Origin of the sequence: Spirillospora sp. CA-294931 (assembly GCF_050946795.1) — a bacterium.
Lineage (GTDB): Bacteria > Actinomycetota > Actinomycetes > Streptosporangiales > Streptosporangiaceae > Spirillospora.
In genome coordinates this window covers 6,397,171-6,418,867 of record NZ_CP192006.1, presented here as the reverse complement: position 1 = coordinate 6,418,867, position 21,697 = coordinate 6,397,171, and the positions used below count along the sequence as shown (strand labels likewise).

At 72.1% G+C, this 21,697-nt stretch carries 23 protein-coding genes; 11 read left to right on the top strand and 12 right to left on the bottom strand.

Annotated elements, in window-relative coordinates:
* Nucleotides 1-34 precede the first annotated feature (34 nt).
* Genes ACQPY4_RS28875 through ACQPY4_RS28865 form a run of 3 tightly spaced genes read left to right on the top strand, consistent with a single transcriptional unit; the run spans nt 35 to nt 2,655 of the window.
* A complete protein-coding gene (locus tag ACQPY4_RS28875; protein WP_433326068.1) occupies nt 35-1,213 on the top strand; it encodes an MFS transporter in 1,179 nt (392 codons plus the stop codon).
* A gap of 58 nt (nt 1,214-1,271) precedes the next feature.
* Nucleotides 1,272-1,733, top strand: coding sequence for a GtrA family protein (locus tag ACQPY4_RS28870; protein WP_433326066.1), 462 nt, complete (start codon nt 1,272-1,274; stop codon nt 1,731-1,733).
* Between the two features lie 13 nt (nt 1,734-1,746).
* Nucleotides 1,747-2,655, top strand: a complete 909-nt coding sequence (locus ACQPY4_RS28865) for a sigma-70 family RNA polymerase sigma factor (RefSeq protein WP_433326064.1) — start codon at nt 1,747-1,749, stop codon at nt 2,653-2,655.
* Nucleotides 2,656-2,690: 35 nt separating this feature from the next.
* Here ACQPY4_RS28865 and ACQPY4_RS28860 read toward each other — a convergent pair whose 3' ends face one another.
* Complete coding sequence (locus ACQPY4_RS28860) at nt 2,691-4,043, bottom strand: LVIVD repeat-containing protein (protein ID WP_433326062.1); 1,353 nt, start codon at nt 4,041-4,043, stop codon at nt 2,691-2,693.
* A 244-nt stretch (nt 4,044-4,287) separates the two neighbouring features.
* On the opposite strand from ACQPY4_RS28860, the gene ACQPY4_RS28855 reads away from it, so the two are divergent.
* Nucleotides 4,288-4,947, top strand: a complete 660-nt coding sequence (locus ACQPY4_RS28855) for a DUF305 domain-containing protein (RefSeq protein WP_433326060.1) — start codon at nt 4,288-4,290, stop codon at nt 4,945-4,947.
* Nucleotides 4,948-4,992: 45 nt separating this feature from the next.
* On the opposite strand, the gene ACQPY4_RS28850 is transcribed toward ACQPY4_RS28855, so the two are convergent.
* Entirely contained in the window at nt 4,993-5,865 is an 873-nt protein-coding gene (locus tag ACQPY4_RS28850; protein ID WP_433326058.1) for an LLM class F420-dependent oxidoreductase, read from the bottom strand.
* Between the two features lie 102 nt (nt 5,866-5,967).
* Between ACQPY4_RS28850 and ACQPY4_RS28845 the strand changes: the two genes are divergently transcribed.
* A complete protein-coding gene (locus tag ACQPY4_RS28845) occupies nt 5,968-6,351 on the top strand; it encodes a MerR family transcriptional regulator (RefSeq protein WP_433326056.1) in 384 nt (127 codons plus the stop codon).
* Nucleotides 6,352-6,353: 2 nt separating this feature from the next.
* Here the strand turns inward: ACQPY4_RS28845 and ACQPY4_RS28840 are convergent, their stop codons facing one another.
* Nucleotides 6,354-6,971 carry a TIGR03086 family metal-binding protein gene (locus ACQPY4_RS28840; protein WP_433326054.1) on the bottom strand — a complete coding sequence of 206 codons (618 nt, stop codon included), beginning with the start codon at nt 6,969-6,971 and terminating at the stop codon, nt 6,354-6,356.
* Between the two features lie 82 nt (nt 6,972-7,053).
* Between ACQPY4_RS28840 and ACQPY4_RS28835 the strand changes: the two genes are divergently transcribed.
* Nucleotides 7,054-8,472 carry a PLP-dependent aminotransferase family protein gene (locus ACQPY4_RS28835; RefSeq protein WP_433326052.1) on the top strand — a complete coding sequence of 473 codons (1,419 nt, stop codon included), beginning with the start codon at nt 7,054-7,056 and terminating at the stop codon, nt 8,470-8,472.
* Here ACQPY4_RS28835 and ACQPY4_RS28830 read toward each other — a convergent pair whose 3' ends face one another.
* Nucleotides 8,473-9,177 (bottom strand): hypothetical protein, encoded by a 705-nt coding sequence (locus ACQPY4_RS28830; RefSeq protein ID WP_433326050.1) that lies wholly within the window; start codon nt 9,175-9,177, stop codon nt 8,473-8,475.
* A 117-nt stretch (nt 9,178-9,294) separates the two neighbouring features.
* Between ACQPY4_RS28830 and ACQPY4_RS28825 the strand changes: the two genes are divergently transcribed.
* Nucleotides 9,295-10,623 (top strand): carboxylesterase/lipase family protein, encoded by a 1,329-nt coding sequence (locus tag ACQPY4_RS28825; protein ID WP_433326048.1) that lies wholly within the window; start codon nt 9,295-9,297, stop codon nt 10,621-10,623.
* Here the strand turns inward: ACQPY4_RS28825 and ACQPY4_RS28820 are convergent.
* Nucleotides 10,620-11,138, bottom strand: coding sequence for a hypothetical protein (locus ACQPY4_RS28820; protein ID WP_433326046.1), 519 nt, complete (start codon nt 11,136-11,138; stop codon nt 10,620-10,622). The two genes, ACQPY4_RS28825 and ACQPY4_RS28820, sit on opposite strands and share 4 nt — an antisense overlap.
* Nucleotides 11,139-11,402: 264 nt before the next feature.
* Here ACQPY4_RS28820 and ACQPY4_RS28815 point away from each other — a divergent pair, with 264 nt between their 5' ends.
* Together ACQPY4_RS28815 and ACQPY4_RS28810 are read left to right on the top strand one after the other, a co-directional pair.
* A complete protein-coding gene (locus tag ACQPY4_RS28815; RefSeq protein ID WP_433326044.1) occupies nt 11,403-12,545 on the top strand; it encodes a Cmx/CmrA family chloramphenicol efflux MFS transporter in 1,143 nt (380 codons plus the stop codon).
* Between the two features lie 90 nt (nt 12,546-12,635).
* On the top strand, nt 12,636-13,331 hold the full coding sequence (locus ACQPY4_RS28810) for a class I SAM-dependent methyltransferase (RefSeq protein ID WP_433326042.1): 696 nt from the start codon (nt 12,636-12,638) through the stop codon (nt 13,329-13,331).
* Here ACQPY4_RS28810 and ACQPY4_RS28805 read toward each other — a convergent pair.
* The 7 genes from ACQPY4_RS28805 to ACQPY4_RS28775 all read right to left on the bottom strand — a co-directional run bounded on the left by ACQPY4_RS28805 (nt 13,274) and on the right by ACQPY4_RS28775 (nt 18,430).
* Complete coding sequence (locus tag ACQPY4_RS28805) at nt 13,274-14,023, bottom strand: urease accessory protein UreD (RefSeq protein ID WP_433326040.1); 750 nt, start codon at nt 14,021-14,023, stop codon at nt 13,274-13,276. The two genes, ACQPY4_RS28810 and ACQPY4_RS28805, sit on opposite strands and share 58 nt — an antisense overlap.
* Nucleotides 14,020-14,661 (bottom strand): urease accessory protein UreG, encoded by a 642-nt coding sequence (gene ureG / locus ACQPY4_RS28800; protein WP_433326038.1) that lies wholly within the window; start codon nt 14,659-14,661, stop codon nt 14,020-14,022. Before ureG ends, ACQPY4_RS28805 begins: the two co-directional genes overlap by 4 nt.
* A gap of 15 nt (nt 14,662-14,676) precedes the next feature.
* On the bottom strand, nt 14,677-15,423 hold the full coding sequence (locus tag ACQPY4_RS28795; RefSeq protein WP_433326036.1) for an urease accessory protein UreF: 747 nt from the start codon (nt 15,421-15,423) through the stop codon (nt 14,677-14,679).
* Nucleotides 15,423-17,126, bottom strand: coding sequence for an urease subunit alpha (locus tag ACQPY4_RS28790; RefSeq protein ID WP_433326034.1), 1,704 nt, complete (start codon nt 17,124-17,126; stop codon nt 15,423-15,425). Before ACQPY4_RS28790 ends, ACQPY4_RS28795 begins: the two co-directional genes overlap by 1 nt.
* On the bottom strand, nt 17,119-17,430 hold the full coding sequence (locus ACQPY4_RS28785) for an urease subunit beta (protein WP_433326032.1): 312 nt from the start codon (nt 17,428-17,430) through the stop codon (nt 17,119-17,121). Before ACQPY4_RS28785 ends, ACQPY4_RS28790 begins: the two co-directional genes overlap by 8 nt.
* Nucleotides 17,427-17,729, bottom strand: a complete 303-nt coding sequence (locus ACQPY4_RS28780; protein ID WP_433326030.1) for an urease subunit gamma — start codon at nt 17,727-17,729, stop codon at nt 17,427-17,429. Before ACQPY4_RS28780 ends, ACQPY4_RS28785 begins: the two co-directional genes overlap by 4 nt.
* 95 nt (nt 17,730-17,824) lie before the next feature.
* Complete coding sequence (locus tag ACQPY4_RS28775) at nt 17,825-18,430, bottom strand: putative glycolipid-binding domain-containing protein (protein WP_433326028.1); 606 nt, start codon at nt 18,428-18,430, stop codon at nt 17,825-17,827.
* A gap of 68 nt (nt 18,431-18,498) precedes the next feature.
* Here ACQPY4_RS28775 and dnaG point away from each other — a divergent pair, with 68 nt between their 5' ends.
* Both dnaG and rpoD read left to right on the top strand, forming a co-directional pair.
* The gene (gene dnaG / locus ACQPY4_RS28770) at nt 18,499-20,364 is read left to right on the top strand and encodes a DNA primase (RefSeq protein WP_433326026.1); all 1,866 of its coding nucleotides are present in this window, start codon (nt 18,499-18,501) and stop codon (nt 20,362-20,364) included.
* Nucleotides 20,365-20,435: 71 nt separating this feature from the next.
* Nucleotides 20,436-21,581: an RNA polymerase sigma factor RpoD gene (gene rpoD, locus ACQPY4_RS28765; protein ID WP_433339058.1), complete on the top strand. Its 1,146-nt coding sequence runs from the start codon at nt 20,436-20,438 to the stop codon at nt 21,579-21,581.
* The last annotated feature ends 116 nt before the right edge of the window (nt 21,582-21,697 follow it).

Below are 21,697 nucleotides of genomic sequence, written 5' to 3'. Positions count from 1 at the left end.
CCCGGCCGGGGGTAAGGCACGTACAGTCGCTTGAGTGGTGACGTACGCGATCAAGCCCGAGCTGTCGCGCGCCCGTGGCGCGGTCACGCTGGCGTTCCTCGTGCACGGCATGCTCAGCGCGGCCTGGGTGGCGCGCATCCCGCAGATCAAGGAGCGGCTGGAGCTCAGCGACGGCGAGCTCGGGCTCGCGCTGCTGGGCGCCCCGGTGGGGCTCGCGGTGGCGGTGCGCCTCGCGGGGCGGACGGTCGGCAGCCGGGGCAGCCGGGCGACCACGATCGGCGCGGGGGTGGCCTCGGCGCTGTCGCTCGTCCCGCTGGGCCTGGCGTGGAACCTGCCGATCCTGGTCGTGTCCCTGGCCGCGCTGGGCGCCTCGCTGGGCCTGATGGACGTGGCCATGAACGCCCAGGGCGTGGCGCTGGAACGCGAGTACGGGCGGCCGCTGCTGTCGGGGCTGCACGGGTTCTACAGCATCGGCACCCTGGTCGCCGCGCTGGCCGGGGCCGCCGCCGCGCACCTCCACGTCCCGGTGGCGGCGCACTTCGGCGTGGCCGCCGTCGTGATGGTGTCGCTGCTGCTGGCCTGCCGCCACCGGCTGCTCGATCCCTCGGTCGACGCGGCGCCCCGGCCCGTCGACGCGGTCGACCGCGGCCCCGCCGTCAAGGCCGGCCGCTGGACTCTGGTGCTGCTCGGGGTCATCTGCCTGTGCTCGTTCGTCGGCGAGGGCGCGATGGCCGACTGGAGCGCGGTGTACCTGCGCGAGACCCTCGACACGGGCCCGGGCGTCGCGGGCCTCGGCTACGCGGGCTGCGCGATCGCGATGGCGGCCGGGCGGCTCGCGGGCGACCGGGTGGTGGCACGGTTCGGCGCGGTGCGGGTGCTGCGCGTGGGCTCGATGATCGCCGGGTTGGGCCTGGCCCTCGGGCTCCTGGCGGAGCATCCGGCGGCGGCGGTGGCGGGATTCACGCTTTTCGGGCTCGGCGCCGCGCCTGTCGCGCCGGTCACGTTCAGCGCCGCGGGCAACCTGCCGGGCGTCCCGGCGGCCAACGGCATCTCCCGGGTGACGGGTGTGGGGTACCTCGGCCTGCTCGCGGGCCCTCCGGTGATCGGTTTCGTGGCCCAGGGCGTCGGCCAGACCTGGGCGCTGGCGGTCCCGGCCGCGCTCGCGGTGATGATCGTGCTCTTCGCCGGGGCCGCCAGGACCGCGGCTCCTTGATCACGATTTGACGGGTCCCGCCCTCGTCATTTGTCCGACTCCGGTAAGGTCTGGGCGAGTGAGCACCCTGCAGCGGCCCCGACCGGTCAGAACGGACCCGGTCCCGCCGCACTACCGCACATACGTGCGCGAACTCCTCACTTTCGGGACCGTCGGGTTCCTCGGCACGGTGATCACCATCGGCGGCGCCAACCTGATGCGCACCTGGCTCGGCGGTTCCCCGCTCCTCAGCGTGGTCGTCCCGACCATGATCTCGACCATGACGTCCTACCTGCTCCACCGCTACTGGACGTTCGCCGGTTCCGCCAGCGACGGGTCCGGCCGCGAGGTCGCGGTCTTCTTCGGCCTGAACGGCGTGGGCATGCTCATCCAGGTGGTGTGCACCGGCTTCACCTACTACACGCTGGGGCTGCACGGCGGTCTCGCCTACAACATGGGGCTCCTGGTGGGCCTGGCGTTCGCCTCGGCGTTCCGCTACTGGTCGTACAAGAAGTGGGTCTTCACCCCCGCGACCGCGTGACGTCGCCGGCTCCATGAGCGACGCCCGTGACCGGCTGGACGCCGAATGGGCCGGGCACCGTCCGGCGGTGTTCGGCGCGGCCTACCGCATCACCGGCAGCGTGGCCGACGCCGACGACATCGTCCAGGACGTGTGGCTGCGCGCCGCCCAGCGCGAGACGCTCGACGACGTCCGCGACCTGCGGGCGTTCCTGGTCACCGTCGCCGCGCGCCGCGCCTACGACGTGCTGACCTCGGCGCGGGCCCGCAGGGTCGACTACGTGGGTCCCTGGCTGCCCGAGCCGCTGCTGACCGGGCCGGACGCGGCGGGCCCGGTGCTGGTCGACGACCTGGTCGGCACCGCCATGCTGGTGCTGATGGAGGAGCTGACCCCGGCCGAGCGGGTCGCGTTCGTGCTGCGCCGCGCGTTCGAGGTGCCCTACGAGCGCATCGCCGAGGTGCTCGGCCGGACGCCCGACGCCGCCCGCCAGCTGGTCTCGCGGGCCCGCCGCAAGGTGGGGCCCGCCCGGGAGGCCGGTGGGACGCGGGCCGAGCGCGAGCGGATCGTCGCCGCCTTCCGCCGGGCCCAGGAGGACGGCGACGCCGAGGCGCTCCTGGAACTGCTCGCCCCCGACGCCACCTACACCACCGACGGCGGCGGCGAACTGTTCGCCGCTCGCAAGGTGATCGCCGGGGCGGAGCGGGTCGCGGCGGTGCTGGTCCGGGTGCGCGGGATGTACGGGCTGCGGCTGGCGGACGCGGAGGTGAACGGCGAGCCCGGTCTGGTGGTCATGGGCGACCGGGGGCTCAACTCGGTCGACAGCCTGGAGATCGTGGCCGGCCGCGTCACCGCCTACCGGCGGGTGCTGAACCCGTCCAAGCTGGCCTCGGTCGCGGCGAAGGCCGAGGGGCCCGCACGCGACTGCGCGGGGCCCCTCGGGTGAAACGGGTCGTACGGTGAAGCCGGTCGTTCAGGACGTCAGTCGAACAGGTCCGTCTGCGCCTGGGCGTTGAGCTCCTTCATCCGGACCTTCTTGCCGGCGTCGGTCGCCTTGTCGCGGATGTCGATGACGTCCAGACCCTTCTGGATGTCGTTGGAGAAGATGTAGCCGTTGTAGTAGTACGCCGACCACGAGCCGCCGAGCTGGAGCGTGTCGGACCAGGGGCCGCGCTCGAACCAGCCGATCTCCTTCGGCTTGCGGGAGTTGGTGAAGTCCCACACCGAGATGCCGCCCTGGTACCAGGCCTGGACCATGATGTCCTTGCCCTTGACCGGGATCAGCGAGCCGTTGTGCGCGACGCAGTTCTCGGTGTCGGCGTTGGGCCGGGTGATCTTGTAGTAGCTGCGGAAGCGCAGCTTGCGCTTGTCGCCGCTGCCGACGATGTCGTAGATCGCGTTGGCGCCCTTCTGCTGGCCGATGGTGGCGTTGCAGGTGGCCGCGGATCCGCCGCCGAGCTCGTCGGTGAAGACGATCTTGTTGGCCTTGTTGTTGAACGTGGCCGAGTGCCAGAACGCGAAGTTCTCGTCGTCGCGCACGCTGGTGATGGTGCGCGGCTTGAGCGGGTCGGAGATGTCGAACAGCACGCCGTCGCCCATGCAGGCGCCCGCCATGAGGTTCTTCTCCGCGTAGGTGGTCAGGTCGTGGCAGCCCGAGGTGGTGTAGGTGCCGTTCGGCCAGGGCTGGCCGTCACCGGGGTTGCCGCCGTCCGGGAAGACCACCGGCTCGGCCGCGAGCGACGCCGAGGCCGGGTCCTTCATCGGGACCTTGATGACCGACAGCAGGTCGTGCGGGGGCTGGCAGTCGGGGAAGGTGCCGTCCGGGAAGTACGAGGACACGTAGATGTACGAGGTCTTCTTACCCGGCAGAAGGGTGTTGGTGTGCGAGCCGCACTTGGTCTCGACGGCCTTCACGTACTTGGGGCTGGCGGGGTCGGAGATATCAAAGATCTTGATGCCCTCCCACGCCGTCTTGTCGGTGGCCGGCTTGGCCACGGCCTTGCACGAGTCGTCGCTCATCGAGCGGTCGGTCGACAGGAACAGCAGGTTCCCGGCGATCGAGATGTCGTTCTGGGCGCCCGGACAGGACACCACCGAGACGACCTTGGGCGTCTTGGGCTGGCTGACGTCGTAGACCGTGAAGCCTTCGTAGTTGCCGCCGTAGGCGTACTTGCCCTGGAACGCCCAGTCGGTGCCGAAGGCGCTCGGCCCGGCGAACGGCCCCTGCTTGGGGATGTTCGCCAGGTGGTGCATGTTGGCGCTCTTGGCGATCTCGTCCTTGCCCGGGATCGGATCGGCCGCGGCGGGCATCGCCACCACGGCGGAGAGAGCCATCGCGACCCCCGCTAGCGTCCCCAACAGCGTCTTGCGTCTGGTTCTACGTCTGAGAACTGGCGCCACCCTGGCTCCTTTGCTAAGGCCCCCGTCAACACTGTTCAATGCTCCCGGATTATGGACGGTTCCAGGGGGGTTCGCCAGCTTTGAATACTTTTGTGAGCTTCTCGATATCTAACGCTCTGTTGCGTTGACCTGCGTAGTAGATACGGTCCGGCTACCGGATTGGCCTGGGAGGACGCGAATGCGACAGCGGATCGCTGCGACGATCATGATGGCGGCGGTGGCCGTCACCGGTCTGGCCGGATGCAGCCAGGACGACAAGAAGGAGCCCGAAGCGGGGCCCAAGAGGACGGTGATCGTCCCGGGGAGGCCCGGGGAGCCGAACCAGACCAAGGTGGCCGGGCCGACCAAGACCGCGCCCCCGACGGCGGCGGAGATCAAGTTCGTGCAGATGATGATCCCGCACCACCAGCAGGCGATCGAGATGTCGACGCTGGCGCCGGGGCAGGCGTCCGACTCCCAGGTCAAGTCGCTGGCGCGCCGGATCGACGCCGGTCAGGCGGTGGAGATCTCGGCCATGCAGTCGTGGCTGAAGCAGAACGTCAAGACCCCGACCACGGGCCACGGCGGGCACGGCGGCCCGTCGGCGAGCCCCAGCGCGCACACGGGCATGGCGGGGATGGCGACGCCCCAGCAGATGACCCAGCTGAAGGCGGCGCGCGGCGGCGACTTCGACAAGCTCTACCTGAACCTGATGATCACCCACCACCAGGGCGCGCTGACGATGGTGAAGGACGTCGTCGACAAGGGCACCGACGTCACCGTCCAGCAGATGGCCAGGGACGTCCAGTCGACCCAGCAGGCCGAGATCAACCGCATGCGCGCGCTGCTGAAGAAGTGAGCCGGTGGACGCCGGGCGACGCGGGCCGCCCGGCGTCCGGCGGGGTCAGCGGCCCTCGGGGACGATCTTCTCGGTCTGTGCCAGGGCCTCGCCGAGCAGGCCCGCGAGGTCCTGGCCCGTCGCCTGGGAGAAGATGACCTGGTCCACGCCCTTCTCGGCCAGCCGCCCGGCCGTGTCGACGGCCTGGTCGGCCGAGGGCCGGGCGCCGGGGACGACCGCCAGCGCGGTCTTCTCGATCGCGGCGTAGTCGCGTCCCTCGCGCTCGCAGTGCTCGCGCAGGACGTCCAGCTTCTGGGGCAGGTCGTCGCGGTCGAACATGTTGGTGGCGTCGGCGTACTTGGCCACGAACCGCAGCGTCTTCTTCTCGCCCATGCCGCCGATGAGGATCGGCGGATGCGGGCGGCGTGCGGGCGGCGGCGAGTTCAGCGGACGTTCGAGCGTGTAGTGCTCGCCCCGGAACGGGCTCTCGTCGCCCTTCCACATCTGGTGGGCGATCCTCAGGGTCTCCTCCAGCCGCTCGAAGCGCTCGGCGAGCGGCGGGAAGGGCACGCCGAGGCCGCGGGACTCCTCGTCGTTCCACGCGGCGCCGATGCCCAGCCACGCCCGTCCGCCCGACAGGACGTCCAGCGTGGTCACCGTCTTGACCAGGATGCCCGGGTGACGGTACGTCACGCCGGTCACCATCGTCCCGAGGGTGATCCGCTCGGTGAGCGCGGCCGCGTACGCCAGCGCCGAGTACGCCTCCAGCATGGGCTCCTCGGCGGGGCCCACCACCTGGATCTGGAAGAAGTGGTCCATCACCCAGAGCGAGTGCAGGCCGGCTTGGTCGGCCTCGCGGGCGGTGCGGGCGAACTCGCCCGCGATCTTCTCGGGGCCGCCCGGGTGGGTGAAGCTCGGAATCTGAAGTCCGATGCGCATACGGGATCCTTCACAGTCGGTGTCACCACCAGCCTGCGAGCTGGAGCGCGCTCCAGGTCAAGGGGACTGACGGAAACCGACCATGAGTGGGATCGTGGCAGGGTGACCCTTTACTCCCCGGCGGAGACCGCCGAGAAGAGCGGCTTCAGCATCGACACCCTGCGGTATTACGAGAAGATCGGGTTGCTCTGGGACATCGCGCGCAACGCATCGGGGCGGCGCCGCTTCAGCGAGAACGACCTCCAGTGGCTGCACGTGCTGCGCTGCCTGCGCGAGACGGGCATGCCCATCGCCGAGATGCTCCGCTACGCCGAGCTGGCCCGCGCGGGCGACGCGACGCTGGAGGCGCGCTTCGAGCTGCTCAAGGAGCACGACCGCCGCGTCGAGCAGCGGATCGCGCGCCTGCGCGAGCAGCAGGAGCAGGTGCAGTGGAAGATCGGCTTCTACGCCGAGTTCCTCGCCGAGCGGGCCGCGGCCTCGGCCTGAGCTCAGGGGCGCCACCCCGGGTCGCGGCCGAGCGCACCGAGCAGCTCGTCCTTGCCGGGCGCGCCCGCCGGGACGGGGCTGACTTGGTCGAAGGACAGCCCCGGCCCTCGGGTCTCCGGGTCGGACGGGACGATCGCCGCGACCTTCAGTGCGGCCTCCACCAGCGCGGCGTCCGGCTCCCACGCGGCACCGACGGCCGCCGCGACGTCCCAGGCGTGCACGACCAGGTCGACGAAGTGGAACGAGATCGCCAGCCGCGCCGGGAAGCCGCCGCCCTGACGCACCTCCGGCAGGACGAACTCGCGCTCCAGCACGCCGTCCTCGCCGAACGCCTCGGTGACCAGCGCGAGCGACCGCTTGGCCGCCCCATACGGGTCATCGCCGAGCAGCCCGTTCCGCCAGACGCTCAGCGTCTCACCCTCACCCCGGGCCGCCGCCGCGAACCCCTCGTCCTGGCTCACCTGGTGGCGGAGCAGGCCGTGCACGGTCCAGTCGGCGCACGGCGTCGGGAGCCGCAATTGTTCCGGTGTCACGTGCGCGACCGCTTCGAGGTAGAGGTCGGCCGCGCGGCGGTCGAGTTCGCGGAAGTCGGCGGTCAGCAGCTCGTCCAGCAGGCTCATGGGTTCACCGTAGGGAGCCGCAGAGGCCCAGGTAAAGATCCAAAATTGCGAAATCGGACTGAGCCAATCTAGGCTCCGGCGGGTGGACCTGCATGTGACCCTGGCCGGACGCCGCGACCTGTCGGGGCAGATCTACCGGCAGCTCCGCGCCGCGATCGTCGACGGCAGGCTGCGTCCCGGCCAGGCCCTGCCGCCCACCCGCGAGCTGGCCCGCAGCCTCGACATCTCGCGCAACACCGTCGGCGTGGCCTACGACCGCCTGGCCGCCGAGGGCTTCCTGACCGGCCGCGTGGGCGCGGGGACCTTCGTCCAGGAGGCGGGCCGGGCGTCCCGCCGGGCACCGGCGGCGTCACCGCTGCGCCCCCGCGCCGCCTGGGAGCGCGTCGAGGTCTGGCCCGCGGCCCGGCCGCCCGGCGCGATCACCCACGACTTCCGGGCGGGCCTGCCCGACGTCGGGCTGTTCCCCTTCGAGTCGTGGCGGCGCCTGATGTCGGCCCAGCTGCGGCCGGACGCCCTCGACGCCCCGAACGCCGCCGGGGACCCCGCGGGACTTCCCGCCCTCCGCGCCGCCATCGCCCGCCACGCCGGGGCCTCCCGCTCGGTCCGCGCGAGCGAGGCCGACGTCGTGGTCACGGCGGGCGTCCAGAACGCCCTGGACCTGATCTGCCGGGTCCTGCTCGAGCCGGGCGACGTCGTCGCGGTCGAGGACCCCGGTTACCCGCCCGCGCACCTGCTGTTCCGGTCGCTGGGGCTGGACGTCCGGGGCATCCCCGTGGACGACGAAGGCATCCGCGTGGACGCGCTACCCCGGGACGCCAGGGCCGTGTACGTGACGCCGTCCCATCAGTTCCCCCTCGGCATGCCGATGTCGCTGCCGCGCCGCCGGGCCCTGCTCGACTGGGCCCGCCGCCGCGACGTCGTGATCGTCGAGGACGACTACGACACCGAGTTCCGCTACGGCGGCCGCCCGATCGAGCCGCTGCAGAGCCTGGACGACGACGGCCGCGTCCTCTACCTCGGCACCTTTTCCAAGATCATGCGTCCCGTCCTGCGGCTGGGCTTCCTGGTGGCACCGCCCGCCCTGCACGACGCCTTCCGCCTGGCCCGGTACCTGTCGTCCTGGCACGCGGAGCTGCCGGTCCAGGCCGCCCTGGCGCGCTTCGTCGACGAGGGCCTGCTGGCCCGGCACATCCGCCGTTCGCGCCGCGAGTACCAGGCCCGCCACGAGCGGATCGCCGAGCGGCTCGCGAGCGGCCTCCCGGAGCTCTCGGTCGTCCCGTCGGTCGCGGGCCTGCACCTCGGCGCCACCTTCCCCGACGGCCGCGACGACGCCGAGGCCGTCGCCCGGGCCCAGGACGAGGGCGTCGCCCTCTACTGCCTCTCCGAGTTCGCGGTGACCGGCCCGCCCGCGTCCGGCCTGGTCTTCGGGTACGGAGCCGTGGCCCTGCCCGACATCGACGAGGGCCTGACCCGCCTGGGCCGCGCGCTCAGGACCCGATGATCACAAGCCGTCGAGCGACTCGACCAGCATGGCGCCCGCGATGCCCATGAAGAAGAGGCAGACCACCGCCGCCACGACGAGGTTGACGGCGGCGGGCCACCCGTAGGCCATGGCGTGCGTCGCCATGGCCACCGGCACGACGCCCAGGAACGCCCAGGCGAAGACGCGGAAGGTGAGCGAGAAGAAGCCGTCCCACCAGCCGAACAGCAGACCCCAGAGCAGGAGTCCGAGGCCCGCGTGGGCCAGGTACAGCCAGAAGGCGAGCGCCCCGCTGGCCTTGGGCAGGAACCATTCGTCCGCGCCCGTCACCTCGACGCCGACGACCTCGCCGCGCCACAGCCGCAGCGTGGCCGGCTGCCCCCGCGTGGCCTTGCGGTAGAAGCCGGACGACACGTCACTGGAATCCGCGGACCCGTCGGCGCGGCGCCAGCTCACCTTGTAGTGGGTCGTCGTGGTCGTCGTCGTGTTGCCTTCGGCGTCGGTGGTGGTGGAGGTGGTCTTGTAGGTGGTGCGGCCCGTGATGGTCGCGGCCTCCTTGACGAAGCAGCCGCCGCCCTCCTTCTCGCACGCCACGACCTGGCGGAATTCCCGCGTCTGCCGATACGGGTCACCCACCCCGGCCGCCGCGACCCCGAGCACGCCCAGCCCGGCCGCCGCCACGATCCACCGTCCGACCCTCGATCGCCGGTGCCCGCGGAGCCACATCCGGCCATTGTCCAATCCAGGGGCGTGGTCGGCCACCCCTTAAGCGCCTCGGGCGAGTGCTTGGGTTCGCTACCCGTATCGGCGGCGGAGATCGGGGAGCCCGGCTAGGGTCGCGTCATGTCACTGGTGGTGCGGACCGACGCGGGCCGGGTTCGAGGCGCGGCTCACAGCGGGCTCTTCTCGTTCAAGGGGATACCGTTCGCGGCGCCTCCCGAAGGTGAGCTGCGGTTCGGGGCGCCCGCGCGTCCGAAGAAGTGGGACGGGGTGCGGGACGCCTTCGCCTTCGCCACCGCCGCGCCCCAGCGTCCGCTGGCGCCGGGGGCGCCTCCGCTCTGGAGTCCCGGTGACGGGCTCGACTGCCTGGCGCTGAACGTCTGGACCCCCGATCCGGGAGCGGCCGGGCTGCCCGTGATGGTGTGGCTGCACGGCGGCGGCTGGTTGATCGGCGGGACGGCGATGCCCGGCTACGACGCGACCGTCCTGGCGGGGCACGGGGTCGTGGTCGTGACGGTGGGATACCGGCTGGGCTTCGAGGGGTTCGGGCATGTGCCGGGAGCGCCCGGCAACCGGGGGCTGCGCGACCAGATCGCGGCGCTGGAGTGGGTGCGGGCCAACATCGCGGCGTTCGGCGGCGATCCCGGCAACGTGACGGTGTTCGGGCAGTCGGCCGGCGCCGCGTCGATCGCGCTGCTGCTCTCGTCCACCCGGGGGCTGTTCCGGCGGGCGATCGCGCAGAGCGTCCCGGACGGGTACCACTCCGTCGAGGAAGCCGGGGCCGTTACCGGGCGGCTGGCCGAGAAGGCCGGGGTCGCGCCCACCCGCGAGGGGCTGGCGGCCCTGCCGCCCGAGGCGTTCCTGGAGGTTCCGGGCGACGTCGGGCCGGTCGTGGACGGTGACCTGGTGACCGGGCCGCCGTGGGAGTCGCTTGGGGGCAAGGACGTCGATCTGATCTGCGGGTTCACCCACGAGGAGTACCGGCTGTACCCGAGGGGCGGCGAACTGGCCGCCATGGACAAGGCCGCCGCGTACCGGGCCGCCCACCCGGAGACGAGCGACCCCGAGCTGTTCACCATGCTGATGTCCGACATGCTCTTCCGGATGCCGTCGACCTGGGTCGCCGAGGCCCACGCGGCGTCCGGGGGCCGGACGTGGCTGTACGACTTCGCCTGGCGGGGGCCGGAGTTCGGCGCCTGCCACACGGTCGACGTGCCGTTCGTGTTCGGGAACGGTGACACGCGGATGGCCGCTCGTGTGCTCGGCTCGCCGCCGCCCGCGGACTTCGCGCCGCTGTCGAAGCGGATGCGCGACGCCTGGACGTCGTTCGCCGCCACCGGCGACCCCGGGTGGCCCCGATTCGAGGCCGGGAGCCGGGTGACGCGTGTCTGGGACACCGAACCGTCCGACGGGCCCTACCCGCTGGACGCCTCGCGCGAGATCTGGTCCTAGGGCCACGCGCCGAGGTCGTGGCGGCGGATGAACTCGCGGGCCTCGTCCACGCGTTCCGGCGGCGCGAGGGGCTTCTTTTCGCTGACGAACAGCAGGCGCAGCACGCCGGGGGGTGTTTCCTTGCCGAGCCGCGCGATGTAGCCGGGCAGGGCGGGGGCCCGTGCCGGGTCGTAGCGGACGTTGATGCTGTGGAACGTCTTCACCGGCTCCAGACCGAAGGACACGATCGCGTCGGACGGGAGCAGGTACGACTCCGAGCCCCGCGCGACCAGGACGCCCTTGGAGGTCAGGGCCATCCGGTCGGGCGTCCCCCGGCCGTTCTTGATCATGTACGCGGCGAACCACAGCAGGAGCACGCCCGCGACGATCGGGATGAGGGACAGCAGGGCCTGGACGCCGCCGTCCAGCGCCTTGAGCGCCCCGGCGAACACCAGCAGCAGCCCCACGGCGACGATGAACGCGGCGCCGATCGCGCCCTTGGACCGGCTGTATTCATGCAGTACGAGCTCATCCACGCCCCGGGACGATACCCCCGGGCAAACCGCTTGGACGAGCGGGGACGGGTCTGGCTAGGGTGATCGTCGTGTCCAGCCCCGAGGCGTCAAGACTGTAGCCACCGGCCATCCGGTGGCTTGTCCGCGTCGGCGCGAACGCCGGCCCCTGCCACCCGATCGCCCACGTTCGGGCCCTGCGCCCGGCCGGACGGCTGGATCTCCCGCCCTCTCCCGTGACGCACGGCCCTCCTGTCGAAATCTCACGACGTGGAGCGGAGCTCGGTCATGCCTTTCGCCCTTTACATTCTCGGACTGGCGATATTCGCCCAGGGAACGTCCGAGTTCATGCTGTCCGGACTGGTTCCGGACCTCGCCGCCGACCTGGATCTGTCGATCTCGGCCGCCGGTTCCCTGACTCCGGCGTTCGCCGCCGGAATGATCATCGGCGCCCCATTGATGGCGATCGTGAGCCTGCGATGGCCGCGGCGCCGGGCGCTGCTGGTCTTTCTGACCGTCTTCCTGGCGGTCCACGTGCTGGGCGCGCTGACCGGCAGCTTCGCGGTGCTGCTGTTCGCGCGGATCGTGGGGGCCCTGGCCAACGCCGGGTTCCTGGCGGTGGCGCTGGCCGCCGCCGCCGCGATGGTGGGGCCGGACGCCAAGGGCCGCGCCACCTCCGTCCTGCTGGGCGGCATCACCGCGGCCTGCGTCGCGGGCGTGCCCGCCGGGGCGCTGCTCGGCCAGGTGTGGGGATGGCGCTCGGCGTTCTGGGCCGTGGCCCTGCTGTCGGTGCCCGCCCTGGTCGCGATCGTCCGGTCGGTCCCGGACGCCGCCCCCGACGCGGCGGTGCCGGACGCCCGCGAGGAGCTGCGGGTGATCCGCGGACGGCCCGTCCTGCTGGTGCTGACGGTCGGTGCCCTGGTCAACGGGGGGACGTTCTGCACGTTCACCTACCTGGCGCCGCTGATCACAGACGTGGCCGGGTTCGGGGACGCGTGGGTGCCCGCGCTGCTGGCGCTGTTCGGGATCGGGTCGTTCGCCGGGGTGAACGCGGCCGGGCGGCTGGCCGACACGCGTCCGGACCGCGTGGTCGAGGCGGGCGGCGCCGCGCTGCTGGCGGGGTGGATCCTGTTCGCGGTGACGGCGGGAAGCCCCGCCGCGACGGTCGTCCTGGTGCTCGTGCAGGGCACGCTGTCGTTCGCCGTCGGCTCGACCCTGATCTCCCAGGCCCTCTACGCGGCGGTCGCCGCACCGGCGCTGGCGGGCGGTTTCGCCACGGCCGCGTTCAACGTGGGCGCCGCGCTCGGACCCGCGCTCGGCGGCCTGGCGATCGGGGCGGGGCTCGGGTATCGGTCGCCGCTGTGGGTCAGCGCGGCGCTGGTCGCCGCCGCATTGGTCGCCCTACGGACGCGTATCCGGGTCTCTCGCTAGAAGCGGACCGTTTTCGGTGCCTTTTTGACTCATTAGCGTGGGTCTTTCGACTGATTTGAGTTGCCGTGCGAATGTGGCACGATCAGGAGAATGTCGAACGGACCCATGTACGAGCGCTTCGCCGAAGACTACGCGGCCCATGCCGTCGACAGCGCTTACAACGCCCTCTACGACCGGCCCGCCGTCCTCGGCCTGGCCGGCGAAGTCCGGGGCCGGACGGTGCTGGACGCCGGATGCGGGCCCGGGCTCTACGCCGAGGAACTGGTGCGGCGCGGAGCCCGGGTCATCGGCTTCGACCAGAGCCCGACGTTCGTGAAGCTGGCCAGGGACCGCGCCGGTGACGGCGCCGACCTGCGGGTCCACGACCTCACCGAACCGCTTGACTGGGTGGACGACCGGTCGGTCGACGTCGTCGTCCTGGCGCTCGCCCTGCACTACGTCGACGACCGGGTGGCGGTGCTCCGCGAACTGCACCGGGTGCTGGCGCCCGGTGGCGCGCTGGTGCTCTCGACCCATCACCCGATGGACGACTGGAAGCGGCTCGGCGGCTCCTACTTCGCCGTCGAGGTCCTGGAGGAGTCGCTGAGCCCCGACCGCGAATGGCCGGTGCGGGTGTGGCGGCGCCCGCTCACCGAGATCTGCCGCGAGTTCAAGGAGGCGGGGTTCGTCATCGAGGAACTGCTCGAACCCCGTCCGGTGGAGGAGATGGCGGTGCGGTACCCCGAGCACTACCGGGGGCTGCTGGAGTTCCCGGCCTTCATCGCGTTCCGGCTGCTGCCGGTGTAGAGCGCCTCGGCCTCGTCCAGCCGGCGGCGCAGGGTGGCGGAGTCGGCGGCCGTGGCGGTGATCAGGACGCCGGGCCCGGCCAGCGGCAGCGCCGAGACGCCCGCCGTGACCCGAGGTTCCGTCGGGAGGTCCGGGCCGACCAGCAGGACGCCGCCCACCGCCGTCGCGCCGCCCAGGACGGCCGCGGTGGCGTAGGACGAAGGGACGTCCAGGCGCAGCTCGTGGCGCAGGAGCGGGACGCCGTCGAGCATGACGTCCAGGCGTCCGGTGTGGCGGCCCGGGGGCTCGCGGTGGCGGCCCAGGACGACCTCCTCGCACCAGCGCAGCGTCGCGCCGGGGGCGAGCGCGACGAACGCCTCGGCGCGGTGGTCGCAACGGGCGGCGGCGACCGTCGGTTCGGGATGGAAGTCCAGGTGCGCCCCTTCGCCGACGGTGGCCCGCACGGTCATCCGCGACTGGCCCGGGCCCGGGAGCGCCACGGCGGTGGCGGCCGAGCGGACGCTCAGGCGCGCTCCGGGACGCACGTCGATGTCCAGTTCGAGCCGGTCGCCGCCGAGCGGGCCCGCGGCCGCACCCACCAGGTAGACGGCGTCCGGTGTCGCGCGCAGGGCCAGCGGCCCGTCCGAGCGGAGCCGGGTGAGGCGCGTCCCCTCGGCGGTCACGGCCGCCCTGGCGGTGTAGGCGCGGGTCACAGCAGGGTGCGCACCCAGTCGGCGACTTCGGGCGCCCCGGGACGCTCGCGCAGCGAGGTGAACGCGACCGGGCGACCGTCGCGGACCCGCTTCGCGTCGCGGGCCATGAGGTCCAGGTCGCTGCCGACATGGGGCGCGAGGTCGGTCTTGTTGACGACCAGCAGGTCGGCCGCCGCGACGCCGAGACCGCCCTTGCGGGGGACGTCGTCGCCGCCCGCCACGTCCAGGACGAAGATCTGCCGATCGGCCAGGCCCCGGCTGAACAGCGCCGTGAGGTTGTCGCCGCCGCTCTCGATGATGATCAGGTCGAGCCCGTCGTGCCGGGCCTCCAGCGCCTCGACCGCGTCCAGGTTGGCGGAGATGTCGTCGCGGATCGCGGTGTGCGGGCAGGCGCCGGTCCGCACGGCGGTGATCCGGTCGTCCGGCAGGACGGCCTCGCGGCGCAGGAAGTCGGCGTCCTCGGTGGTGTAGATGTCGTTGGTGACGACCGCGAGGCGCAGCTCGCGCCGGAGCACCCGGCACAGGGCGGCGGTCAGCGCGGTCTTGCCGCTCCCCACGGGGCCTCCGATGCCAAGCCGCAGGGCCCGGCCGGACGCCGGAGCGGCGTGGTGCGGGTCATGGTGGTGATCGGCGCCCATGGTGCTCTCCCGGGTTCAGGATTCGAAAAGGCGGAGGTCCGCGCGGACATGGGTCTCGGCGTACAGGTCGAGGGCGGGGCCCGACGCCGCCGGAAGGGCGGCCCAGTCGTCGGCCCGCGCCGCCGCCTCCCGCGCGGTGGCGTCCACGTCCCCGGCCAGGTCGGCCAGCGCCCGGTTCACCGCGAGGGGATCGAGCCCCAGAAGGCGAACGGCGGCGGAGGCTGGCGCCGTCACCGCGTGATACGCGGCAATCGCCGCGGCCTGCTCGGGCCCACCTCCCGCCGCCGCCGCGGCCACCCCCAACACCACCGCATGATGCGGCCCGCGCCCCACGCCCCGCACGCGGTGCGCATCCGCGTCGTCGGGGGCCAGGTGGGGGGCATCGTGAGCGGGAGGCGGGTGGTGTTGTGTGGTGTGCAGCGCGTCCAGGGCGGGGTGGGGCCAGGATGATCGGGCCGCGCGGAGCAGGGAGCGGCCCTGGGCTCGGGATGCCCGGCGCTGTGCGGGTGAGGGGGTGCGGGCGTCGGCCTCGGCGTCCAGCTCGGCCCACCGCCAGGGCGGGGACGTCGCGTGGGCGCACGCCGCGGCCGCGAGTGCGGCGCTGACCAGGCCGGACGTCGACAGGCGTCCGCGCAGGAACGCGGTCAGGCCCGCCACGTCGGTGACGGCGCCCGCGGTGACCGCCGGTTCCAGGCCTCCCGAATGGGCGTGGCCTCCGGCGGGGAGGCGCGAGTCGGCCAGCAGGAGCAGGGACGCGTCCATCAGAACAGGAAGTAGCGCTGGGCCATCGGGAGTTCGGCGACGGGCGCGGGTTCGACCTCGTCGCCGTCGATCGAGACGGTGAAGGTGTCCGGGTCGACCTCGATGCGGGGGAGCGCGTCGTTCAGCCGCATGTCGTGCTTGGTCACGGCGCGGGTGTCGGCCACCGGGACGAAGTCGCGGTTCACCGCGAGCCGTTCGGGGAGCCCGGCCTCCAGCGCCGCCCGGGAGACGAAGTGCAGGGACGTGGCCGCGGCCGAGACGGGCGAGGCGCCGAACATCGGGCGGGGGAGGACGGGCTGCGGCGTGGGGATGGACGCGTTGGCGTCGCCCATCGCGGCCCACGCGATCATCCCGCCCTTCAGCACGACCCGGGGGCGGACGCCGAAGAACGCCGGGTCCCACAGCACGAGATCGGCCAGCTTGCCCGGCTCGACCGAGCCGACCTCGGCGTCCAGCCCGTGCGCGACGGCCGGGTTGATCGTGTACTTGGCGACGTACCGGCGGGCCCGCAGGTTGTCGTCGAGCCCGCCCCGGCGGCGCTTCATCGCGTGCGCGGTCTGCCAGGTCCGGATGACCGTCTCGCCGATCCGGCCCATCGCCTGCGAGTCCGAGCCGATGATCGAGATCGCGCCCAGGTCGTGCAGGACGTCCTCGGCCGCCATGGTCGTCGGCCTGATCCGCGACTCGGCGAAGGCCAGGTCCTCGGGCACCGACGGGTTGAGGTGGTGGCAGACCATGAGCATGTCGAGGTGCTCGTCGAGCGTGTTGACCGTGTGCGGGCGGGTCGGGTTGGTCGAGGACGGCAGCACGTTCGGGCGTCCCGCGACCGTGATGATGTCGGGCGCGTGCCCGCCGCCCGCCCCCTCGGTGTGGTAGGCGTGGATCGACCGGCCGCCGACCGCGTCCAGCGTCGACTCGACGTAGCCCGCCTCGTTCAGGGTGTCGGAGTGCAGCGCCGCCTGGACGCCCGACGCCTCGCACACCCGCAGGCACGCGTCGATCGCGGCGGGCGTCGAACCCCAGTCCTCGTGCAGCTTGAACCCGGAGGCGCCCGCTTCGAGCTGCTCCCACAGGGCGTCCTCGGAGACGGTGTTGCCCTTGCCGAGCAGCGCGACGTTCACCGGCCAGGCGTCCAGCGACTCCAGCATCCGGTGCAGGTACCAGGCGCCGGTGACGGTGGTGGCCTTGGTGCCCTCTGCGGGCCCGGTGCCGCCCCCGATCAGCGTCGTGACCCCGGCGCCCAGCGCCTCCTCCAGCAGTTGCGGGCAGATCAGATGGACGTGCGAGTCGACGGCGCCCGCGGTGAGGATCGTCCCGTTCCCGGCCAGCACTTCGGTCGACGGGCCGATGACCAGGCCGGGGTGGACGCCGTCCATCACGTCGGGGTTGCCCGCCTTGCCGAGCGCGACGATCCGCCCGTCGCGGACGCCGACGTCGGCCTTCACCACGCCCCAGTGGTCCAGGACGACCGCCCCGGTGATCACCAGGTCGAGCGCGCCCTCGGCACGGGTGGCGCGGGCCTGGCCCATCGATTCGCGGATCACCTTGCCGCCGCCGAACACCGCCTCGTCCCCGGCGCCCGCCGGGCCCCGGCTGCGGTCCTCGGTCACCTCGATGAACAGGTCGGTGTCGGCGAGCCTGATCCGGTCGCCCTCGGTGGGGCCGTAGAGCGCCGCGTAGCGCGCGCGTGAGATCTCAGCCATCGAGCGGGCCCGCCTTCTCCCGGCGCAACCCGGGAACGACGCGCAGCCCCGCCAGCGGGACGAGCGACACCTCCCGGGTGAGGCCGGGTTCGAACCGCACGGCCGTCCCGGCGGGGACGTCCAGCCGGTGTCCCCAGGCCGCGCCCCGGTCGAAGTCGAGCGCGGGGTTGGCCGCCGCGAAGTGGTAGTGCGACCCCACCTGGACGGGACGGTCGCCCGTGTTCACCACCGTGACCGTCACCCGGGGGCGGCCCGGGTTGAGCTCCACCGGCTCCGCACCCGGGACGATCTCGCCGGGGATCACGGGACGGGCCGGTGGACGGTGACGAGCTTGGTGCCGTCGGGGAACGTCGCCTCGATCTGGACCGAGTCGAGCATCTTGGGGATGCCGTCCATGACGTCGTCCCGGGTGAGCACGGTGCGGCCCGACTCCATCAGCTCGGCCACGCTGCGTCCGTCGCGCGCGCCCTCCAGCACGTGCACCGCGATGATCGCGGTGGCCTCCGGATGGTTGAGCCGCAGGCCGCGCGCACGCCGGTCGCGGGCGACCCGGGCGGCCATGTGGAGCAGCAGCCGTTCCTGCTCGTGGGGAGTGATCAGCACGCCCCGACGCTATGCGCCCACCCGGCGGTCACGCATCGCCCCGCGCGCCCTTTTAACAGGCATTTCACAACGCTGTGTCGCCCGAAACACGACCGTCATACTTTCGGAACGGCACCGATCGACGGGTAGTCGACGACGAACCCGTCGGCGTCGAAGACGATGTCCCGGACGAAGCCGTCGCTGGAGAAGTTGACCACCGCTCCGGTGCCGTCCCGGCGGACGTGGGCGTAGGTCTGGCGCGACGGCGTGACCACCAGGTCCGGCACCGAGACCCACGCCATGAGGAACTCGGTGGGGCCGCCGCCGTCCAGCAGCCCTTCCCTGAGCACCGGCATGGTGTTGGTCAGCGGGGAGAGGCCCAGGTCGCAGTCGAGGGCTCCCGCCAGCTCCTCGGGGTCGCCTCCCGGCGGCGGGAGCCGGACCCGGCCCTCGGCGCGGGCGTTGATCGTCCAGGCGCCCTCGGGCCGGTTCAGCAGCTCCAGCGAGCGCCGCCACGGCCCCGTCCCCGGGGCGGTGCCGGACGCCTCGACCAGCAGCCGCGCGGTCACGTACCGATCGCCGGTGGTGAGCTCGTACTCCAGGCGGTAGGGGAGCGGGTCGGCGCCGATAGCCCAGCCCGACGCGCTCAGCCGTCCCCCGGTCGTGTCGGCGTCGGCCAGCTCGGCGCCCTCGGGCTTCACCCAAACGATCGATCGTGTCATGCGATCCGTCTTACCCCATGGCCCCGGCGGCGCACGAGGTGTCGGGGCGCGCGGTTAGACTCGCCGCCGTGGCAGGCCGGATTCGCAATGAGGACATCGCGCTCGTTCGCGAGCGGTCATCCGTCGAGGAAGTCATCGGCGAGTACCTGCAGCTCCGCAGTGCGGGGGGCGGCAACCTCAAGGGCCTGTGCCCCTTCCACGACGAGAAGTCGCCCTCGTTCAACGTCACCCCGGCCCGCGGCCTGTTCTACTGCTTCGGCTGCTCGGCGGGCGGCGACGTCATCAAGTTCGTCCAGGACATCGAGCACCTGTCGTTCTCCGAGGCCGTCGAGCGGCTGGCGGCCAAGGCCGGCATCCAGCTCCGGTACGAAGAGGGCGGCTACACCCCCCGTCAAGACTCGGGCCTGCGCGCCCGGCTGGTCGAGGCCCACAAGGCGGCGGCCGAGTACTACACCGGGCAGCTGGCCACGGCCGAGGGCGCCATCGGGCGCAAGTTCCTGTCCGAGCGGGGCTTCGAGGCCGCCGACGCGGAGAAGTTCGGCGTGGGCTTCGCGCCGCGCGAGTGGGAGGCGCTGGTGCGCCACCTGCGCGGACGCGGCTTCGCCGACCGCGAGCTGATCTCCGGCGGCCTGGCCAAGGAGGGGCGCCGCGGCCCGATGGACCGCTTCCGCGGCCGGCTGATGTGGCCCATCCGCGACCTGTCCGGCGACGTGGTCGGCTTCGGAGCCCGCAAGCTCTACGAGGACGACGACGGCCCCAAGTACCTCAACACCCCCGAGTCGCCGCTGTTCCACAAGAGCTCGGTGCTCTACGGGGCCGACCTGTCCAAGAAGGAGATCGCCCGGCGGCGGCAGGCGGTCGTCGTCGAGGGCTACACCGACGTGATGGCCTGCCACCTCAGCGGCGTCACCACCGCGATCGCGACCTGCGGCACCTCGTTCGGCGACGACCACATCAAGATCCTGCGCCGGCTGCTGATGGACCAGGACGAGTTCCGCGGCGAGGTGATCTTCACCTTCGACGGCGACTCGGCGGGCCAGAAGGCGGCGCTGCGGGCGTTCGCCGACGAGCAGAAGTTCGTCACCCAGACCTTCGTGGCCGTCCAGCCCGACGGCCTCGACCCCTGCGACCTGCGGATCAGGCAGGGCGACGCGGCCGTGCGCGACCTGGTCGCCTCGCGGCTCCCGCTGTTCGAGTTCGCGGTGCGCAGTGCGATCTCCCAGCACGACCTCGACACCGCCGAGGGACGGCTGGCCGCGCTCGACGCGGCCGCGCCGGTGGTCGCGGCGATCAAGGACCGGGCGCTGCGCCAGATGTACGCGGTCAGCCTCGACCGGTGGCTCGGCATCATGGACGAGCAGTTCGTGCTGCGCCGGGTGCGCGAGCTGGCGGGCCGGGGGCGCCCCTCGGCCAACGGCGGGGGCGAGCAGGCCGAGGTGGCGCGTCCGGCCTACGATCCGAGCGACCCCGACGTGATGCGCGAGCGCGAGCTGCTCAAGCTGGCCCTGCAGCGTCCGGCGCTGCTGGGCCCGGTGTTCGACGAGGTCCCGGTCGAGGCGTACGCGGCGCCGCCGCACGCGGCGGTGCGGGCGGTGATCGCGGCCATCGGCGGCATCGCGACGGCGGCCGACCCGGCCGAATGGGTCGTCCGGCTCCGTGACGAGGCGGCGAACGACCAGGTCCGGGGCATGATCACCCAGCTGGCGGTGGAGCCGGTGCACTCGGCGGCAGAATCGGATGACCGATATGCCGTGGAACTCCTGGCCCGAATTCAGGAACGGCAGCTCACCCGCTTGATCAGCAATGCCAAATCTAAACTCGGGCGGCTGAATCCGGTCGAGCAGGCCGAGGAGTACAACCGCCTCTTCGGCGATCTTGTGGCGCTTGAGCAGCAGAGACGAGTGTTGCGCGAGCGAGGGCTTGGGGCCCAGTAAGTCAAGAGACCGCAAACTGGGTCCTGTGATCTTGGCCCTCCTTGTCGCAGACTGTTCGCGTGGGCCCTTCGGTGCTGCCAAGCGAGGCGCCATCGGTTGACCAGGTGGCGGACCTTGTCGCGCGCGGCAGAGAACGCGGCGGCGTGACCGTCGACGACGTCGCCGCCGCACTCGATCGCTCCGACTTGCCGGACGACTCCCTCGAACGGATCGTCCGGCTGCTCGCAGAGCAGGGGGTAGAGGTCCTCGAGTCTCAGACCGAGACCGAGGACGTCACGCGAGCGGACGAGGGAGACCTCGGCAAGCGGGCGCCGACGAGCGATCTGGTCCGGATATACCTGCGGGAAATCGGTCGCGTACCGCTGCTCACGGCAGAAGATGAGGTAGAACTCGCGAAATCGATCGAGGCGGGCCTGTTCGCCGAGGAGAAGATGGCGCACACCGCCATCCTCACCGTGGCGCAACGGCTCGATCTCGAACTGCTCGCCCGCGAAGGTGTACGGGCGAAGCAACGCCTGATCGAGGCCAACCTGCGGCTGGTGGTGTCGATCGCCAAACGCTACGTGGGCCGGGGAATGCTCTTCCTCGACCTGATCCAGGAGGGAAATCTCGGACTCATCCGCGCGGTCGAGAAATTCGACTACACCAAGGGATTCAAGTTCTCGACCTACGCCACCTGGTGGATCCGTCAGGCGATCACCCGTGCGATCGCCGACCAGGCCCGGACGATCCGGATACCGGTCCACATGGTGGAGACCATCAACAAGCTGGTCCGGGTGCAGCGCCAGCTCCACCAGGACCTCGGTCGCGAGCCGATTCCCGAGGAGATCGGCCGGGAGATGGGCCTGTCGCCCGTCCGGGTCGTGGAGATCCAGCGGATCGCCCAGGAGCCGGTGTCCCTGCAATCCCCGATCGGGGAGGAGGACTCCGACCTCGGAGACTTCATCGAGGACGCGGACGCGGTCGTGCCCATCGAGGCGGCGGCGTTCCTCCTCCTGCAGGACCAGCTGGAAGGCATCCTCGGCACGCTGTCGGACCGCGAGCAGCGCATCATCCAGCTGCGCTTCGGGCTGACCGACGGCCATCCGCGGACCCTGGAGGAGGTGGGCCGGGAGTTCGGCGTCACCCGGGAGCGCATCCGCCAGATCGAATCCAAGACCCTGGCGAAACTGCGTCACCCGTCCCGCGCCCAAATGCTCCGGGAGTACCTCGACTAGCCGCGCGGTTTCGGGGACGGACGCGGATCACCGGCGTGAGCGTGCCCTCCACCCATGATCCGCCCGTCCCCGAATCCGGCCCTGCCGTGTTCTGGAGGCGTGCCAGGGCAAAGGCG

Bases quoted from the DNA above. Each gene is read 5' to 3' on its own strand.
- ACQPY4_RS28830 (WP_433326050.1), bottom strand. From the start codon at position 9,177: ATGTGGCTCCGCGGGCACCGGCGATCGAGGGTCGGACGGTGGATCGTG.
- ureG (WP_433326038.1), bottom strand. From the start codon at position 14,661: ATGGGCGCCGATCACCACCATGACCCGCACCACGCCGCTCCGGCGTCC.
- ACQPY4_RS28790 (WP_433326034.1), bottom strand. From the start codon at position 17,126: ATGGCTGAGATCTCACGCGCGCGCTACGCGGCGCTCTACGGCCCCACC.
- ACQPY4_RS28825 (WP_433326048.1), top strand. From the start codon at position 9,295: ATGTCACTGGTGGTGCGGACCGACGCGGGCCGGGTTCGAGGCGCGGCT.
- ACQPY4_RS28840 (WP_433326054.1), bottom strand. From the start codon at position 6,971: ATGAGCCTGCTGGACGAGCTGCTGACCGCCGACTTCCGCGAACTCGAC.
- ACQPY4_RS28865 (WP_433326064.1), top strand. From the start codon at position 1,747: ATGAGCGACGCCCGTGACCGGCTGGACGCCGAATGGGCCGGGCACCGT.
- ACQPY4_RS28795 (WP_433326036.1), bottom strand. From the start codon at position 15,423: ATGGACGCGTCCCTGCTCCTGCTGGCCGACTCGCGCCTCCCCGCCGGA.
- ACQPY4_RS28815 (WP_433326044.1), top strand. From the start codon at position 11,403: ATGCCTTTCGCCCTTTACATTCTCGGACTGGCGATATTCGCCCAGGGA.
- ACQPY4_RS28850 (WP_433326058.1), bottom strand. From the start codon at position 5,865: ATGCGCATCGGACTTCAGATTCCGAGCTTCACCCACCCGGGCGGCCCC.
- ACQPY4_RS28860 (WP_433326062.1), bottom strand. From the start codon at position 4,043: ATGGCTCTCTCCGCCGTGGTGGCGATGCCCGCCGCGGCCGATCCGATC.
- ACQPY4_RS28775 (WP_433326028.1), bottom strand. From the start codon at position 18,430: ATGACACGATCGATCGTTTGGGTGAAGCCCGAGGGCGCCGAGCTGGCC.
- ACQPY4_RS28855 (WP_433326060.1), top strand. From the start codon at position 4,288: ATGCGACAGCGGATCGCTGCGACGATCATGATGGCGGCGGTGGCCGTC.
- ACQPY4_RS28810 (WP_433326042.1), top strand. From the start codon at position 12,636: ATGTCGAACGGACCCATGTACGAGCGCTTCGCCGAAGACTACGCGGCC.